The organism is Lentzea alba, from assembly GCF_011067745.1.
Classification (GTDB): domain Bacteria; phylum Actinomycetota; class Actinomycetes; order Mycobacteriales; family Pseudonocardiaceae; genus Lentzea; species Lentzea alba.
The window spans coordinates 16,899-34,226 of sequence record NZ_JAAMPJ010000011.1 but is presented as its reverse complement, the minus strand read 5'-3'; the positions used below and the strand labels follow the sequence as shown (position 1 = coordinate 34,226).

Annotated in this window: 14 protein-coding genes; all 14 read right to left on the bottom strand. The window is 69.5% G+C overall.

Annotated features, from left to right (window positions below; all coding sequences use genetic code 11):
- Positions 1–153 precede the first annotated feature (153 nt).
- The 14 genes from G7043_RS33225 to ald all read right to left on the bottom strand — a co-directional run bounded on the left by G7043_RS33225 (position 154) and on the right by ald (position 17,276).
- The gene (locus G7043_RS33225; protein ID WP_166052551.1) at positions 154–954 is read right to left on the bottom strand and encodes an ABC transporter ATP-binding protein; all 801 of its coding nucleotides are present in this window, start codon (positions 952–954) and stop codon (positions 154–156) included.
- The gene (locus G7043_RS33220) at positions 938–1,705 is read right to left on the bottom strand and encodes an ABC transporter permease (RefSeq protein WP_166052549.1); all 768 of its coding nucleotides are present in this window, start codon (positions 1,703–1,705) and stop codon (positions 938–940) included. The genes G7043_RS33225 and G7043_RS33220 overlap by 17 nt, the downstream gene beginning before the upstream one ends.
- Complete coding sequence (locus tag G7043_RS33215; protein WP_166052547.1) at positions 1,702–2,445, bottom strand: ABC transporter permease; 744 nt, start codon at positions 2,443–2,445, stop codon at positions 1,702–1,704. The genes G7043_RS33220 and G7043_RS33215 overlap by 4 nt, the downstream gene beginning before the upstream one ends.
- An 80-nt stretch (positions 2,446–2,525) precedes the next feature.
- On the bottom strand, positions 2,526–5,252 hold the full coding sequence (locus tag G7043_RS33210) for an nSTAND1 domain-containing NTPase (protein WP_166052545.1): 2,727 nt from the start codon (positions 5,250–5,252) through the stop codon (positions 2,526–2,528).
- A gap of 114 nt (positions 5,253–5,366) precedes the next feature.
- On the bottom strand, positions 5,367–8,084 hold the full coding sequence (locus G7043_RS33205; RefSeq protein ID WP_166052544.1) for an nSTAND1 domain-containing NTPase: 2,718 nt from the start codon (positions 8,082–8,084) through the stop codon (positions 5,367–5,369).
- A 160-nt stretch (positions 8,085–8,244) separates the two neighbouring features.
- Positions 8,245–10,950 (bottom strand): nSTAND1 domain-containing NTPase, encoded by a 2,706-nt coding sequence (locus tag G7043_RS33200; protein ID WP_166052542.1) that lies wholly within the window; start codon positions 10,948–10,950, stop codon positions 8,245–8,247.
- Between the two features lie 171 nt (positions 10,951–11,121).
- Positions 11,122–11,856, bottom strand: coding sequence for a pseudouridine synthase (locus G7043_RS33195; RefSeq protein ID WP_166052541.1), 735 nt, complete (start codon positions 11,854–11,856; stop codon positions 11,122–11,124).
- A complete protein-coding gene (gene scpB / locus G7043_RS33190) occupies positions 11,849–12,703 on the bottom strand; it encodes an SMC-Scp complex subunit ScpB (protein ID WP_390828800.1) in 855 nt (284 codons plus the stop codon). Before scpB ends, G7043_RS33195 begins: the two co-directional genes overlap by 8 nt.
- A 92-nt stretch (positions 12,704–12,795) precedes the next feature.
- Positions 12,796–13,629 carry a segregation and condensation protein A gene (locus tag G7043_RS33185; RefSeq protein ID WP_166052539.1) on the bottom strand — a complete coding sequence of 278 codons (834 nt, stop codon included), beginning with the start codon at positions 13,627–13,629 and terminating at the stop codon, positions 12,796–12,798.
- Entirely contained in the window at positions 13,626–13,946 is a 321-nt protein-coding gene (locus G7043_RS33180) for a hypothetical protein (RefSeq protein ID WP_166052537.1), read from the bottom strand. The genes G7043_RS33185 and G7043_RS33180 overlap by 4 nt, the downstream gene beginning before the upstream one ends.
- A complete protein-coding gene (locus tag G7043_RS33175) occupies positions 13,943–14,866 on the bottom strand; it encodes a ParA family protein (RefSeq protein ID WP_166052535.1) in 924 nt (307 codons plus the stop codon). Before G7043_RS33175 ends, G7043_RS33180 begins: the two co-directional genes overlap by 4 nt.
- Positions 14,867–14,967: 101 nt before the next feature.
- On the bottom strand, positions 14,968–15,297 hold the full coding sequence (locus tag G7043_RS33170; protein WP_086668375.1) for an ArsR/SmtB family transcription factor: 330 nt from the start codon (positions 15,295–15,297) through the stop codon (positions 14,968–14,970).
- Between the two features lie 24 nt (positions 15,298–15,321).
- The gene (gene xerD / locus G7043_RS33165) at positions 15,322–16,197 is read right to left on the bottom strand and encodes a site-specific tyrosine recombinase XerD (protein ID WP_207312107.1); all 876 of its coding nucleotides are present in this window, start codon (positions 16,195–16,197) and stop codon (positions 15,322–15,324) included.
- Between the two features lie 8 nt (positions 16,198–16,205).
- Positions 16,206–17,276, bottom strand: a complete 1,071-nt coding sequence (gene ald / locus G7043_RS33160) for an alanine dehydrogenase (RefSeq protein ID WP_166052533.1) — start codon at positions 17,274–17,276, stop codon at positions 16,206–16,208.
- Positions 17,277–17,328 lie beyond the last annotated feature (52 nt).

Genomic DNA, 17,328 nt, shown 5'->3' with positions numbered 1-17,328 from the left:
GTGGGAGCCCTCCCGCGGCACTGTCACCGTGCGACACAGATCAGCCCCGGACCACGGCGGGTCCGGGGCTGATTCATGCCCAGATCTTTTTGCCAGTTCTTCCCAGTTCTTCCCAGATTTTCCCAGTCAGAGCAGGGTTTCGAACACGCTCTGTCAGGTTGAGACGGTCTCGCTGAGCGATTCCCGCTCCGCCGCGGCCCACTTCTCCACGTCCATCGCGGGCTTCCCGCCGACGTTCAGCAGCCGCGCCACCTTGGACCGCAGCGCCACGAACGCCTCGTCCGTCCGCGTCGTCACCTGGTCGCGCTCGGCGGGCAACGGCACCTCCAGGTCCGCCACCAGCCGCGCCGGAGAACCGCTCAGCACGAGGATCCGGTCGCCCAGGTACACCGACTCGTCGATGTCGTGCGTGACCACGAGAACGGTCGTGTCGTGCTCACGACGCACGCGCAGCAACAGGTCCTCCAGCTCGAACCGGGTCTGCGCGTCCACCGAGGCGAACGGCTCGTCCATCAGCAACAACGACGGCCGGTACGCCAACGCGCGCGCGATCGCCACACGTTGCTGCATGCCACCGGAAAGCTGCCACGGACGCTTGCGCGCGGCCGCACCGAGGCCGACCCACTCCAGCGCCTCGGCGGCACGAGCACGGCGTTCGGCGCGCGGCAGCCCGCGCAGCGGGAACTCGACGTTGCCCTGCACCGAAAGCCAGGGGAACAACGAACGCGAGTAGTCCTGGAACACCACCGCGAGGTGTGATCCCTTCAAGGACACGTCACCGCGCGAAGGCGCGATGAGCCCCGAGATCGTGCGCAGCAAGGTCGACTTGCCGCATCCCGACGGGCCCACCACGCACACCAGCTCGCCGGCGCGCACGGTGAACGTGAGGCCACCGATGGCCTCGTAGTCACCATAGGTGTGGCCGAGGTCGGCCACCTCAAGCATGTTGCTCATCCCGACTCCTCGGTTGCCACGCCAACGCTCTGCGTTCCACCGCGAGAAGCGCGGTGTTGAGTCCGTACCCGAGCACGCCCAGCAGGACGATCCCGGCCCACATGCGCGTGTAGTCGAACTCGCGCTGTGCCTGCATGAGTTGCGAACCGATGCCGTTGTCCGTGCCCACGAGCTCGGAGATCACCATCAGCACCAGGGAAAGCGACAGGGAGACCCGCAGGCCGGCGAAGATCTTCGGCGAGGCCGCGGGCAGCACGACGCCGAGAACCCACTGCCAGCGCGGGATCCGGAACACCGCCGAGGTGTCCACTTTGGTCACGTCGACGGAACGGGCGCCGTCCACGCTGTTGAGCAGCACCGGCCAGATCACGCCGAAGACGATCGTCGCGACCTGCATCGACTGGCCCGCCTTGAACAGCAGCAGGAACACCGGCACCAGCGCGGGCGGCGGGATCGAGCGCAGGAACACCAGCAGCGGTCCCGCGTACTCCATCGCCCGGTCCGAGCGGCCCAGCAGCAGGCCCAGCGCCACGCCGATCACCGACGCGATCGCCCAGCCGGACAGCAGCCGCGTGATCGACGGGATGACGTGCTCGGTGAAGTTCCGCGGATCGACCACCCACCACTGCCACGCGGCCGTCACGATCTCGGAAGGCGGCGGGAAGAACGGGTCGTCGGCGAGCCAGCCAAGCAACTGCCAAACGGCAACCAGACCGGCGAACACGGTCCACCGTTGAAAGAACTTGTTCACCAGGCCACCCAACGCCGGCGGACGCGCTCGAGACCGTTGTTCAGCAGGACGCCGATCGCGCCCGCGACCACGGTGCCGACCAGCACCTGGTCCATCCGGCCCGGTCCGCTGCGGGCCTCCATGATGAAGTAGCCGAGGCCGACCTGGCTGCCGGCCATGAGCTCCACGCTCACCATCACGATCAGCGCCGTCGTCGCCGCGAGCCGGATTCCGGTGAGGACGAACGGCAACGCGCTGGGCAACGCGACCCGGAACAGCACACCGACCCGCCGGGTCCCGAAAACCCTTGCGGTCTCGACGAGCAACGGGTCCAGTTCGTCCAGCGCGTAAATGGTGTTGAACAGGATCGGCCACAGTGCCGCGTACACGGCGAGCGTGATCTTGGTTTCCGGTCCGAAGCCGAGCATCACCAGTGCGAGCGGAATCAGTGCCACAGAAGGGATCGGGCGCAGGAACTCGATGATCGCGCGGGTCGCGTGCCGCACCGCCGGGACGCTGCCGAGGACGAGTCCACTCGGCACCGCGATGGCGATCGCGATCGCGATGGCGATCAGCACTGCCAGGACCGTTGCCACGACATGACTGATGAAGGCAGGGGACGTCAACTGCGTGACGAGCTCTCCGAACACGACAGACGGTGGCGGAAGCGCGTGTGCAGGTATGAGGGGGGAGCGTCCTAAGAGCTCCCAGAGCGCGAGGAACCCGGCGATGCCGATGAGTCCCCGTGTGAACGCACGCACTCGGTCACCCTAGAGAGTGGATCTCTGGTTCACAATGCGTGCTTGCTCAACTCCGCGTTGTTCCGTCACATCGCGGCGGTTCAGCAGACGTCGACGCGCTCCACTTCGCCGAAGCTCTTCACCCATTCGGAGTCGGTGAGCCGCGCGCCGTCTTTTTCACACATCTTCTTGATGATCCGGCCGCTGTCGAGGTCGTACGGCAGCAGCTCGGGATCCTGGCCCCCGCTGCGCACGAGGAAGTCGTCGTGCTGCGGCCGGTACACCGCGCCCATCGAGTTGCCGTGCCCGACGACGTACACGAGCCGGTCCGCGGGGCGTCCGGTGGTGTAGAGCCGCTGGACTTCGAAGATGTTGTCGCGGACCACGGCCACGCGGTCGTCGTAGGAGAACGTGACACGAGCCCCGTACCGCAACGCGCTGTCGAGCCGTGCGCGCAGCACGGGCGTGCCACTGGGCACGCGCTGCCACACCTCGATGACCGACTCGGGTGAATGCTCGACGGCGAGCCACCGGCCGTCACCGCTGTAGGTGATGCCGCGGACGTAGACGTGCTGGGGCAACGGTGGCGCGGCGCGCTCGAAGGTGCCGCCGATGTGCCAGAACTCGATCGTCGTGAGGCCCGCCGCCGCGTCCCAGACGGCGGTCGCGAGCTCACGGCCGTCCTGGCTCAGCGCCACGGTCTCGGCGTCGCGCACCGGCACCGGCAGCTTGCGCGGCTGCCTGGGGTCGGCGAGGTCGAGCAGCACCGTGCGCTCGGACGCGTCCGGCGTCGGGAGGCCGACCGAGACCGCGTCACCGATCCTGCCGACGATCCGCGAGCCGTCGGCGCTGATGTCGAGCGTCTGGAACCGGTCGGGCAGCGGGGCCAGGTAGGTGATGTCGTCGGCGTCGTTCACGGCCCACAGGTGCTGCCGGCCGGTGTTGTCCTTGGTGACGGCACGGCGTTCGGCGAGCTTGACGACCCGGTGGTGGTCGGCGAACCGCTTGCCGGGCACCGCGCGGTCCTCGTCGAGACCCCACATCCGGTCGGTGCCGTCCTCGTCGGTCACCGCGGCCATCTCGCCGCGCGGCCCGACCAGCACGTCGGCGTCGTCCTTGGACGTGCCGGTGAACGGGATGCCGCGGGTGACCGCGTTCGCGAGCCGCAGCACCTTCTCCGCCTCGGGCGACGGGTTGACCTTGTACCCGACCAGCGCGTACTTGTCCGCGTACGGCCGGCGCTGCTCCATCAACGTCTCGGACTCGGTGATCGCCTTGCCGCCGAGCTCCCGGTCGTACGCCTCGGTGAGCTTGCGCTCGTTGGACAGCGCGTAGACGACGGTGCCGGGCACCAGTGCGAGCAGCACGGCCATCACCGCGATCAACGCCGTCGAACGCCGCGTCTCGCGTTTGCTGCTCTTCTCGACGAACCTGCGCTCCTGGGCCGTCAGGAACTCGCCGAGCTCCTTGGCCTTGCGCAGCCGGGCACCCCGGTACAGCGCCAGCGGGTCGCGGTCGCTCGCCTCCCACAGCTCGATCGCGGTGACGAGCTGCTGGTGCGTCCGCAGGAGGTCGCCCTCCTCGCCGATCCACTCGGCGAGCCGCGGCCAGCGCAGCGCCGCGTCGTGGGTGAGCTCGGCGCCGTCCTCGGTGAGCGTCACCAGCCTGGCCTTGGCGAGCAGGTCGAGCTGCGGCTGCCAGGCCTCCAGTCTGCGGCTCCTACGTTGCACGTTTCCGTTGCGCTGCACGGAAACGAGCCTCAGGAAGACACTGCGGACATCGCCGCGGTCGTCGCCGAGGGCGTGGTAGAAGGTCTCCGCGGCCTGCGCGACGACGTGCTCGATGCCGCCGGACTCCTCGAAGCCCGCCAGCGACAACGTCATGCCTCGCTTGCGCCGCCACGTCTCGACGAGCGCCTGCTGCACCAACGACAGCGCGTGCTGGTTCGCGGCGTCGGCGACCAGTCGCGCGATGACCGCGGTCTCGACGGTCGCGCCGATCTTGGCGGCGGGCTCGGTGATCGCGCGGCGCAGCTGGTCCGCGCTCATCGGCTCGATGGTGATCTCGTTGCCGCCCAGGCCCTTCGCGAGGTATTGGGCGCGGTGGTCCGCGCGGAGGGCGAGCACCACGCGCGGGCACCGGGTGAGGGTGGCGATGAAGTCGTCCTGGTGCAGCGCCTGCTCGAAGTCGTCGACGAGCAGGACGAGGCCGGGGCGGTGCTGCCGCAGGCGCAGCCGGAGGTGGTCCGGGTCCCGCCGGAAGTCCTCGGCGAGCTGGTCGGCGGTCGTGTCGGCGAAGACCTCGGTGAGGGCTTTCGCCAGGTCTTCGAGCGCGTTCTGCGAGGGCGTGATCACCACGGCGTCGTCGAGGGCGGGCAGGACACCGGCCTGGAGCAGCGAGGTGCGGCCCGATCCGGAGGGGCCGACGACCACGGTGAGCGGCTTGGCCTTGACCGACTCGACGATCTGCTCGACGAGGCACTCACGCCCGAAGAACCTCTTCGCGTCGTGCTCGGTGAAGGGCGCGCTGCCGGGATACGGCGCGTTCGGGTGCAACGGCAGCGAGTACTCGGCCGCCACCTCACGCCAGCGCTTCGTCCACGGCGTGGCGTCACCCTCGCAGGCCCGGACGAACGCCAGCGTCAGGGCGAGCGACGGCAGCTTCCGCCCGCCGGCCGCGTCGGACAACGCCGTGGGCGAGTAGTTCGCCCGCCTGGCCAGCTCGCGGTAGCTCGGTTTCCCCGCCTGATCGCGCAGTCTCCGCAGGTCACCGGCGAACCGCAGCAACGCGGTGTCCTCCGGACCCAGCGGTCGTTCCCCTCGTGGCATGCCGCCTCCCCGCCGGATTGTCCACCAGAGCTTCGCCCGCCGTCTAACACCCTGCTAAGCAGCCACCATCCGGCCGCGTGCTTCGTGATCGTTCAACCTGCGGTGACGTGCGCCTCAGTCCCGGCACGGCGGCGTGAAGCGGAGGTCACCGAAGAACCGGCCCCAGTCCTCCCGGCTCATCCGCGGAATCGCCTGCTCGCAGATCCGCACCGCCGGGTCGCGCGGGTCGACGTCCCACAACCGCACCGCCCGGTCGGCGCCACCGGTCACGACCTCGTCGCCCTCGGGCGTGAGGCCGACCGCCGTGACCGGCCCCGCGTGCCCGCGCAGCAGCGCCTGCTCGACCGGTTCCTGCTGGTCCTTGAGCTGCCACAGGCGTACCAGGCCGTCGTCGGTCGCCACCGCGACGTGCTCGGCGCCGAGCCAGGCCGAGGTGACCTCGCCGCCGCCGGACGGGATCTCGGCGCGCTGGACCGGGTCGCGCGGGTCGGTGACGTCCCAGAGGTGCACGGCGTTGTCGGCGGTGGTCAGGAGGAGGCCGTGGCCCCCGAACTGGGCGCCGCCGGCGAACTGCTTGGTCAGGGACAGGAGCTTGACGTCGCGCGGGTCGCTCACGTCGACGAGGTGGACGGCGTGGCCGGTGGTGACGGCGGCGAGGACCTGGCCGTCGGCGCGGAACGCCATGCCCGCCAGCGGTCCCAGGCCCAGTTGGGTGGTGACGAGCAGGCGCGGGCGGTCGAGGTGGAGGTCGGTCCAGAAGCTCAGCGCACCGTCGTGGTCGGTGGTGACGAGCGTGCTGCCCTGCCAGGCGATCGCGGAGGCGCGCACGGGGAGCGCGGCCAGTTCGCGGGGTTTGCCGAGGGACACGTCGACGACGTGGACCGCGCCGTCGTCACCGGCGGAGGCGACCAGGCCGCCGGTCGTGTCCATCGCCAGGGCGGTGACGGCGCCGGTGTGTTCGGTGGCCTGGTGCGAGGTGCGCGGGGACGGCAGGTCGTCGAGGTCGGTCAGCACGACCGTGCCGTCGCGGTGACCGGTCGCGACCTGTTGCCGGGTCGGTCCCACGACGAGCGCGGTCACTTCGGACTGGGCTTCGCGGAGCACCTGGGACGGCACGTCCTCCTGCCGCAAACCGTTGCGCGCCTGGGGCAACGGCGCGAGCTGGTAGGCGGCCAGCGCGACCTGCTGGGCCAGCGCGGGGTTCGTGGGACGCAGCTCCGACGCCTCGCCCACGGCTTTCAGGACGGCGGCGGCGGTGCGTTGTTCGTCGGCGGTTTTGCTGGCCTGCAAGGCGAAAACGGTCGTGCTGGCGGCGACGACGATCAGCGCCGCGAGCACGGCGAGCAGCTGGCGCTGGCGGCGGGTGCGTCTTCGGGCGCTCTCCGACACCTCTTGTTCGGCGGCCAGGCTCGCGGCCAGGAACGCGCGTTCCCCGGCGTTCAAGGACAGTCCCTCGGGAACGTTGGCGAGCCGGCGGCCCCGGAACAGCGCGCCCGGGTCGCGGTCGAGCGACTCCCAGGTCCGCGCGGCGTCGGTGAGTTCGCGCTGTGCCCTGATGTTCTCGCGGTCCTCTTCGACCCAGTCGTGGAACGTCGGCCAGCTCCGCAGCAACGCCTCGTGCGCGAGCTCGACACCGTCGCGGTCGATGATGACGAGCCGGGCCGCCGCCAGCGCCGCCAGCACGTCCTCGTCGGCTTCGAGCTCGTCCTGGTGCGCGCGGCGTTTCGTGTCCTCGGCGGTCACGAGCCGCAGCAGGATCCGTCTCGCCTGCGCCTGTTGCCGTGCGTCGAAGCCGTCGAAGACCTCCTGCGCGGTGCGGGCGACGGCGTGTTCGAGACTGCCGACCTCCTCGTAGCCGGCCAGGGTCAGCGTCATGCCGCGGCGGTGCTGCCACGTCTCCGCGAGCGCGTGTGACAGCAACGGCAACACCGCGGCCTGCCCCACCGCGTCCGCCATCAGCCTGGCCAGCAGCGCCGTCTCGACCTTGGCGCCCACGACGGCGGCGGGCTCGGTGATGGCGAGGCGCAGCTCGTCCGGCGTCATCGGGCCGACCATGACCTGACTGCCGGCGAGCGCCTCGACCAACTCGGGGTACTGCGCGCAATGGCCGTAGTAGTCGGCCCGCACACCGATCACGACCTTCGCGCACCTCGTGAGCGCCGAGATGAGCCACGTCCTCAGCTCTTCCTTGCGGCACAACGTGAACAGCTCCTCGAACTGGTCCACGACCACGAGGTGCCCGTGCCTGCGGTGCAACGCTTCGGGGTCGTTCAGCTCGTCGGCGAGCTCGACCGCGTCCTGTCCGGTGAGCCGGGCGAGCGCGACCGCGCACTCCTCCACGGGATCCGCGCCGGGCGTGAACAACAGGACAGGCTCCCGCGTGCGGGCGATCAACCCGGCCCGCAGCAGCGACGACTTGCCCACCCCGGACGGCCCGAACACCCCGGTGAACCGGTTCCGCGTGGTCAGCAGCTCCGCCGTCAACCGCTCCCGCCCGAAGAACTTCGACGCGTCACCGGGCTGGAACATCGCCAGCCCGACGTACGGGCTGTCGTTGGCCGCGTGCGGTGCGGACTCGGCGACCTCACGCCAGCGCCGCGCCCACTCGTCCGGATCGGCGTCACAAGCCTTGGCGTAGGCCTTCGTCACCGCCAGGCTGGGCAACTTCCGCCCACCGGCCGCTTCGGACAACGCCGCGGCCGAGTAGTGCGCCCGCCGGCTCAGCTCCCGGTAGGTGGGGCTGCCCGCACGCTCCCGCAGCCGGCGCAGATCCGCCGCGAACCGCAGGAGACCGCTCTCGCCCTCGTCGAGAGGGCGTTCCCGTCTCGGCATCCCGTCATTGTTCAGAGAACTTTGTTCAGCGGGCAACGCATGACCGTGAACAACCCGTTCGCCCTAACGTCCACGTTGGGGAAGACCCGGTGCTCGCGCCCCGAACCGGCGCCGGTGTGGCCGTGGGTGGCCGCCCCCAGGTGCCACCCACGGATCAAGCTCAGCACACGGGCACGCGCTCGATGTCCGGGAAGTACTTCGCCCAGTCCTCGTCGGACAGTTGTGCCCCGCCGAAACACATGTCCCGCGCGACCTGCTCGGCGTCCGCGCGCAACGGCCAGACCGCGTCCTCGGTCACCGCGATGAACTCCTTTCTCCCCGGCCAGTAGTCGAAAGCCGTGACGTCCTGCGGGAAGTTCTCGAACGAGGCGAGCGAGACGGGTTCCCGCCGGTTCTCGAGGCTCCACACGTGCGCGGACCGTTCGGTGCCGATCAGCACCTGGCTGCTGTCCGCGGCGAACACGACGGAGAGGCCCGTGTCGGGCGGCACGGGGAACTGGGCCCAGTCGACCGGACGCGCGAGGTCCGAGACGTCCCCCACCCGCGCGACGCCCAGCGTGGTGTTGATCAGCAGGAAGAGCCGGTTGTCCGGACTGAAGTAGGCGTAGTCCCCCCGCTCGGAGATCGCGCCCGCACGGACGAGCGTTTCGCCTTCAAGCCGCCAGAACTCCGCCGTCCCAGGACCGAACCGCAACACCGCGAGGGTCTTGCCGTCGGGCGAGAGGCGCATGCTCATCACCTCTTCGGCGCCCGGCACCACGGTCTCGCGCAGTCCGCCGGAACCGTCGTACGTCCAGACCTTCGGCACGCCGGGCCGGCTGGAGACGACCCCGGCGAACCTGGTGAGAGTGCTGTCCGCCGTGATGTCGGTGGGGATCGCCGAGATCAGGGCGAGCTTGCGCGGCCGGGCGGGATCGGTGATGTCCATCAGCACCACCCCTTCCTCGGTGAGGGCGACCAGGCGGAGGTCGTCGTCGCTGACCGCCATCACCCTCCCCAGGAGACGCACGCTCGGGACCACCTTCCGGGCACGGAGGTCCCACAGGTTCGTGGCGAACACCGTCCGGTCGGAGTCCATGAAGAACCGGCCACCACTCGTCTTCTTCACCGCTGAGAGCGAGATCCCCCGCAGGAACTTGTCCCGCCGGGCGGAGGCGTCGACGCTCAGCAGGTGGTCGCGGGTCAAGTCGTCGGGCGCGACCCGGTAGGCGGCGAGGGCCAGCCGGATCGCCTGTCCGCTCTCGTGTGACAGCAACGCCAGCCTGCGGGCCTCGGCAGCCGCCACCCCCGCCACGGCGAGATCTCGCTGCCTCGACACCTCTCCCGCCTTGTCCATCGCGAACACGACGGTGCCGGCGAGGAGCAGCACCAGCACCGACAGCACGCTCACCACGATCTTGGTCCGGCGTGCGCGACGGCGGCCGTCGGCCTGGCTGGCGGTGAGGAAGATGCGTTCGGGCTCGGTCAGCGAGTCCGGGCTCAGCTCGCTCGCCTGGGCCAGCCGGGCGCCCTTGTAGAGGAGGTCGCGATCGCCGTCCCACTCCGTCGCGGCCTCGGTGAGCTGGTGGTGGACGCGCAGCGCGTCGCGGTCCTCGGCGATCCAGTCGCGCAGGCGCGGCCAGGAGCGGATCAACGCCTCGTGCGTGAGCTCGGCGTGCTGCTCGGTGAGCGTGACGAGCCGGGCGTTCGCGAGACGCTCCAGCACCTCGGCATCCAGGTCGACGCGGGTGGCGCGGCGTTTGGTGTCCTCGGTGCCTTCACCCAGCGCGATCAGCCGCAGGAAGATCCGCCGGGCGGTCCGCTGCTGCTCGTCGGTGAGCTCGGAGTACACGGCCTCAGCGGTCCGGGCGATGGCGTGCTCGACGCCTCCTGCCTCCTCGTAGCCGACCAGCGTCAGGGTCATTCCCCGGCGGCGACGCCAGGTTTCGACGAGCGCGTGCTGGACGAGCGGGAGCACAGCAGCCTGGCCGGCCACGTCGGCCACGAGGCGGGTGACCAGGGCGGTCTCCACCGTGGCGCCGACGCGTTGGGCCGGTTCGACGATGGCGCGGCGGAGTTCGTCGGTGGTCATGGGGCCGACGAGGAGCTGCGCGCCCTCCAGCGCCTCGACGAGTTCCGGGTGGCGGCCGATGTGACCGTAGAAGTCGGCACGCACCCCGATGACCACGCGCGGAACACCGACCAGGGCCTGGACGAACCAGTCGCGTTGCTCGGGTCCGCAGAGGGTGAAGATCTCCTCGAACTGGTCGACGACCAACACCAGGTCGTGCTGCCTGGCGAGCAGGCCCAGCGCGGCCGGGTCGGTGAGCTCGGAGCTCAGCACCACCGCGGAGTCGCCGGTCACCTGAGCGATGCGGACGGCGCACTCGTCGAGCGGCTGCACGCCCGGCGTGAAGATCAGGGCCCGGTCGAGGTGTGGCAACAACCCGGCGCGCAGCAGCGAGGACTTGCCGGAGCCGCTCGCGCCGAAGACGCCGACGAACGGCCGTGCGTTGGTGAGTTCGACCAGCTTCGCGGTGAGCTTCTCGCGGCCGAAGAACCGGTCGGCGTCTTCCTTCTGGAAAGCCTGCAGCCCCACGTAGGGCGCTTCGCCGGTCGGTTCGGGCGGGGCCGCGATCGCGCGCCAGCGCTGTTCCCACTCCTGCTCGTCGCCGTCACAGGCCTTGACGTAGGCGAGGGTCACGGCGAGCGAGGGCAGTTTCTTGCCACCCGCGGCGTCGGAAAGCGTGGCGGCCGAGTAATGCGCGCGTGAAGCGAGCGCTCGGTAGGACGGTTTGCCCGCCTTCTCCCTGAGTTTGCGAAGGTCCGCGGCGAAACTGCCCAGTTCGGTGTCAACACTCTCCAACGGACGTTCGGTGCGTGGCATGTCGGTCTCCCCCTGTGACCGATTGTCTACCCCGTGTTGTTCAATGCGCATGCTCGACCCCTTACAACGTCATCGCCGTAGCGTTCTCGTTGCAAGGTGAATGGGGGTTCACCGCAGGTCGCCCCTCCGGAACTGGGGAGGGCCGGAGGGGCGAGCGGGTTCAGATTCTGATCAGAGACCGACGAGCTTGTAAAGACCGCCGACTTCCTGGCGGTTCAGCACCCGCATCGAGCCGGGGCGCTGGTTGCCGAGCGACACGTCGCCGACCGCCACGCGCACCAGCGACTGCACCGGGTAGCCGACGTGTTCGAGCAGGCGGCGGACGATGTGCTTGCGGCCCTCGTGCAACACGACCTCGACCAGCGCCTTGCCGGGAACGGCGCTGATGAGCTTGAAGGAGTCGACCTTGACCGGACCGTCCTCGAGCTCGATGCCCGCCTTCAGCTTCTTGCCGAGCCCCTTCTCGACCGGGCCGGGCACCTCGGCGAGGTAGGTCTTCTTGACGTTGTAGCTCGGGTGCATCAGCCGGTGCGCGAGCTCGCCGTCGTTCGTGAGCAGCAGCAGCCCCTCGGTCTCGGCGTCGAGGCGCCCGACGTGGAACAGCCGCTCCGCGCGGTTGCGCACCAGGTCACCGACGCACGGGCGGCCGAGGTCGTCCTCCATCGTGGAGAGCATGCCGAACGGCTTGTTCAGCGCGATGGTGACGACGTCCTCGCGGATCTGCACCCGCACGCCGTCGACGTGCACCACGGCCGTCTCGGGGTCGATCCGCCGGCCCTGCTCGCGCACGACCTTGCCGTCGACCTGGACGCGGCCCTGCTCGATCAGCTCCTCGGAAGCACGGCGCGAGGCGATCCCCGCCTGCGCGAGCACCTTCTGCAGGCGCACGCCCTCGTTCTCAGACATCGTCGATCGCATCCACTTCGGGCAGCAGCGGCGCGATTGGCGGCAGGTCGGCGAGCGACGACAGCCCCAACCGCTCCAGGAACAGTTCGGTCGTGCGGTACAGGATCCCACCCGTGTCGCTGTCCGTGCCCGTCTCCTCGATGAGCCCCCGCGCGACCAGGGTCCGGATCACACCGTCCACGTTGACGCCACGGACCGCCGCAATCCGCGCCCGCGTGACAGGCTGCCGGTAGGCGATCACCGCAAGCGTCTCCAGGGCCGCGCGGGTGAGTTTCGCGCGCTGGCCGTCGAGCAGCAGCTTCTCCACGAACGGGGCGTACCGGTCCCGCGTGTAGAACCGCCAGCCGTCCCCCGCCCTGCGCAGGTCGATGCCACTGCCGGACTCGGTGTACCGGGTCGACAGTCTACGGAGTGCCTCCTTGATTCGCTTAACCGGCTGGTCAAGGGCACTGCTGAGCTGGTCTTCGGCGATCGGGCTGTCGACCACGAGGAGCACCGACTCGAGCGCGGCCTCGAACTCCGCGTCGTCGGCGAGGTCCGGGAGGCCGCTGTCCTCGATGGCTTCCTCGGGGGCGGCGGCGAGGAGCTGGGCTTCGAGGGCGGCGGCGTCGGCGGCGGCCTGGAGGTCGGGCTCGGACTCCGGCTCCGGTCCGGGCTCCGCGGCAGCAGGCTCGGCGGCCGCGTCGGCGTCGACAGGCTCCGCGGCCGCGTCGGCAGGCTCCGCGTCGGCGGCAGGCTCAGCGGCCGCTTCAGGCTCCGCGGACTCCGGCTCCCCAGGTTCTGCGTCCGCCACGTCTCGCGCGGGCTCCGGTTCGGCCGCGTCCGACGCGGTCTCGGGCTCGGCCACGTCCGCCGCGGCGTCGTCCACCCGACCGTCCCCGTCGAACGCCGGCCCTGGGTTCTCGATCTCCGCCGCGTCTGGCCCGATCAGTGGCTCGTTCAACCGCCGTAGTCCTCATCCTCGTCGCCGGCGTGTGCCTGCGACTGCGCTTGTTCCAACGTCCCGCCGACCCACGTCACCTGCAGCGGCCCGAGCGGGTCCTCCTGCTCGAAGGCCAGCGACTTCTCCCGGTACAGCTCCAGCAGCGCCAGGAAGCGCGCCACCACCTGCATCGTCTCGGTGCAGTCGGCGATGATCTCCGAGAACGACGCCGTGCCCTTCTCGATCAGCAGCGCGCGCAGCTCGTCGGCGGTCTCACGGATCGACACGCGGTGCTGGTGGATGTGCGCGACCGACAGGGTCCGCTTCTCCTTCGGCCGGAAGGCGGCGGCCGCGATCAGCGCGAACTTGGCGGGCGTCACGCCGAGCATCACCTCGGGGAGCAGGCCCTCGAAGCGCGGCTCCAGCGACACCGATCGCGGGTACCGGCGGAAGGCGCCCTGCTCCAGTTCGGCGAACAGGGCAGCGACCTGCTTGTAGGCGCGGTACTGCAACAGCCGCGCGAACAGCAGGTCACGGGCCTCCAGCAACGCCAGGTCGTCCTCGTCCTCGACGTCACCGGTCGGCAGCAGCCGGGCGGCCTTCAGGTCCAGCAGGGTCGCCGCGATGACCAGGAACTCGGTGGTCTCGTCGAGGTCCCACGCCTCGCCCATGCCGCGGATGTGCGCGATGAAGTCGTCGGTGACCCGGTGCAACGCCACCTCGGTCACGTCCAGCGTGTGCTGCGAGATCAGCTGCAGCAGCAGGTCGAACGGACCCTCGAAGTTCGTGAGCCTGACCTTGAACTTGCCATCGTCCGGAACAGCAACTTCAGCAGGAACGTCCTCGGTCACTGCTCGCGCAACCTGCGTACCAGCAGCGATGCGTCACCGTGCGTCTCCAGGTCGTCCAGCACGATCGCGATCGCCTCGCGCACCACGCGCCCGCGATCCACGCCCAGCGAATAGGAGCCGCGCAACGACAGCCGCGCCTGCTCCAGGGCCATCAGCTCCTCGTCGGACACGTACACCGTGATCTTCGTGGTGTGCTTGGTGCGACCGGAACCGCGCCGCTGAACCGGCGGGTCGACGGCCTCCTCCGGAGCAGCGGGGGCAGCGGCGGTCAGCCGGAAGAGCTCGGCCGCCCCTGGCAGTGAAGGGCGACGGTTCACCGGGCGATCACCTCGCGAGCCAGCGCGCGGTACGCGTTGGCGCCGGAAGACCGCGGTGCCCACCGCGTGATCGGCTCGCCGGCGACGGTCGTCTCCGGGAACCGGACCGTGCGGTTGATGACCGCGTCGAACACGATGTCGCCGAACGCCTCCACGACGCGGGCCATGACCTCGCGCGAGTGCAGCGTGCGCGGGTCGTACATCGTGGCGAGGATGCCGGTGATGTTGAGCTTGGGGTTCAACCGTTCCTTGACCTTCTCGATGGTGTCGATGAGCAGCGCCACCCCGCGCAGCGAGAAGAACTCGCACTCGAGCGGGATGAGCACTCCGTCCGCGGCCGCGAGTGCGTTCACCGTGAGCAGGCCGAGCGAGGGCTGGCAGTCGACCAGCACGTAGTCGTAGTGGTCGATGACGGGACGAAGGGTGCGCACGAGCGTGTGCTCGCGGCCCACCTCGGAGACGAGCTGGATCTCGGCCGCCGAGAGGTCGATGTTGCTCGGCAGCAGGTCCATGTCGTCGACCATGGTCTTGCGGATGACGTCGGGAACGGCGGTGTCGTTCTCCATGATGACGTTGTAGATCGTGGTTTCCAGCTGGTGCGGATGCACGCCGAGGCCCACCGAGAGAGCGCCCTGCGGGTCGAAGTCGACGAGCAGCACACGTCTGCCGTACTCGGCCAGCGCCGCGCCCAGGTTGATGGTCGTCGTCGTCTTGCCGACGCCGCCCTTCTGGTTGCAGACAGCCAGGATCTTCGCCGGGCCGTGGTGCAGCAACGGCGGCGGATCCGGGATGTGGCGGCGCGGCCGGCCGGTCGGGCCGATGCCGTCGACCTGCTCTTGAGCGACATCGTCCACCGGCGCGGCGTGCGGGGCCAGGTTCAGATCGGCACGGGGCGCGAAAGCGTGCTCCGGTGTCGACATGGCTGGCGTTCCCTCACTGGTCGTAGTCGTCTCTCGGGGCGCAGCCTAGGCCGCACCCGTGCGAGCGGCAACGCGCCTCGCCGGTGTTTGTCAAGACTTTGTTAGGCCGGAACATCCGCTCGTGTGCGTCGGTCAGCGGCGGAAAGCACCACGTCGAGAAGACCCGGGAAGAGCAGATCCAGGTCGTCCCTGCGCAGCGACACCCAGCGCTGGTTGCCCCGGCAGCGTGTTCGGGTGATGCCCGCTTCCCGCAACACGCGCAGGTGCTGGGAGAGAGTCGACTTCGCGACGTCAACCTCGAAGGCCCCGCACAACCGCTCGCCGCTCAACTGGATCTGACGCACGACCGCGAGCCTCGTCGGGTCACTCAGCGCGTGCAGCACAGCGGCTAGATCAATGGCCTGTGGGGACGGCTCGTCCAAGTTCGGCACCTGACCACCGTACCCGTGGAAGCCTCATGTTCCAGTGGCCCGAGGGTGTGCAGTTGCGTAGACCTCCCTCAAAGTCGTAACGGTTACCAGTGTGTACACCTGAGTGGTCGTAACCGATGCATGCCCAAGTAGTTCTTGCACCACCCGAACGTCCGCACCCCCTTCGAGCAGATGGGTGGCGAACGAATGTCGCAACGTGTGCGGAGACACCGCGGCAGAGATTCCCGCTTCCTCCGCAGCGGTCTTCAACACCGTCCACGCGCTCTGCCGGGAGAGCCTTCCGCCGCGCGCGTTCAAGAACAACGCAGGAGTCCCACGCCCCTTTGCCGCCAACGCGGGGCGCGCCCGAACCAGGTACGCGTCGACAGCCGCCAACGCCGGCCGCCCAACAGGTACCAGTCGCTGTTTTCCTCCTTTCCCGTCCAGCAACACCGTCCGCTCGGCAGCGTCGATGTCGTCCACGTCCAGCCCCACGACCTCGGAAATTCGCGCTCCTGTCGAGTACAGCAGCTCGAGCAGGGCTTTGTCCCTGAGGTTTCCCACAGTTTCCAGGAGGGTGAGAACCTCATTGACCGGTAATGCTTTCGGCAACCTCTTCGGCGGCGACGGCGGATGCACGGCGCGTGCGGCGTCGTGCGGCACCACGCCTTCACGGTGCGCAAAGCGGTGCAATCCCCGTACAGCGACCAACGTCCGTGCGGCCGACGACGCCGCAAGCCCGCTTTCCCGCAACGCCGCCAGGAACTCGCTCACCTGTGACTCGGTGACAGCGCTCAGGTCCGTGACACCGATGGACTCCAGGTGCTCGGTGTAGCGGCGCAGGTCTCGTGTGTAGGAATCGAGTGTGTTGCGTGCGGTGCCGCGTTCCACGGCGAGGTGGTCCAGATAGGTGGCCACCAGGTCCTGAATCACGCCAGCCCTTCCAACACGATCTCGCCGTCCCGCGCGTTGACGCCCTTCGCCAGTGCGGGGTCCTCCGCCACGGCCGTTTCGAAACCCTTTTCGGCCAACGCGACGACGTACGGCAGTGTCACGTTCGTCAGCGCGTAGGTCGAAGTGTTCGGCACCGCCCCAGGCATGTTCGCGACGCAGTAGAACACGGAGTCGTGCACCCGGTACGTCGGATCGTCGTGCGTCGTCGGTCGAGTGTTTTCGAAACACCCACCTTGGTCGACCGCGATGTCCACGAGCACGCTGCCGGGCCGCATCCGGGACACCAGGTCGTCGCTGACGAGCTTCGGCGCCTTCGCCCCCGGCACGAGCACCGCGCCGATCACGAGATCCGCCCAGCGGCAGGCCTTCTCGACCTCGTAGGCGTTCGACGCGATCGTCTGCAGGTGCCCGCGGTAGCTGAAGTCGATCTGCCGCAACCGGTTGACGTTGTTGTCCAGCACGACCACCTCGGCCTGCATGCCGACGGCCATCGTCGCCGCGTTCATCCCCGCCACGCCCGCGCCGATCACCGCGACCTTGCCCGCGGCGACACCGGGCGCTCCGCCCAGCAACACCCCGCGCCCGCCCTGCGCGCGTTCCAGGCAGTGCGCGCCCACCTGAGCCGCCATCCGCCCGGCGATCTCGCTCATCGGCGCCAGCAACGGCAACGACCCGTCCGGCAGTTGCACGGTCTCGTACGCGATGGCCGTGATGCCGGAATCAGCGATCGCCTTGGTGCACTCCACACTCGCCGCCAGGTGCAGGTACGTGAAGAGCACCTGATCGCGCCGCATCCGGTGGTACTCGGGCTCGATCGGTTCCTTGACCTTCAGCACCAGGTCCGCGAGACCCCACACCTCGTCGGCGGTCGCGGCGATGCGCGCACCCGCCGCTGTGTACTCGTGGTCGGGGAACGACGAGCCCGCACCGGCGTCGTGCTCGATGACGACCTCGTGCCCGCGGCGCACCAGTTCGACGACACCCGCGGGCGTGATCGCGACGCGGTACTCGTGGTTCTTGATCTCCTTTGGGACACCGACCAGCATCGTCGCAGCGTATTCCCGATATCGATCTGCTGCATCGGATAACGTGCTCAGC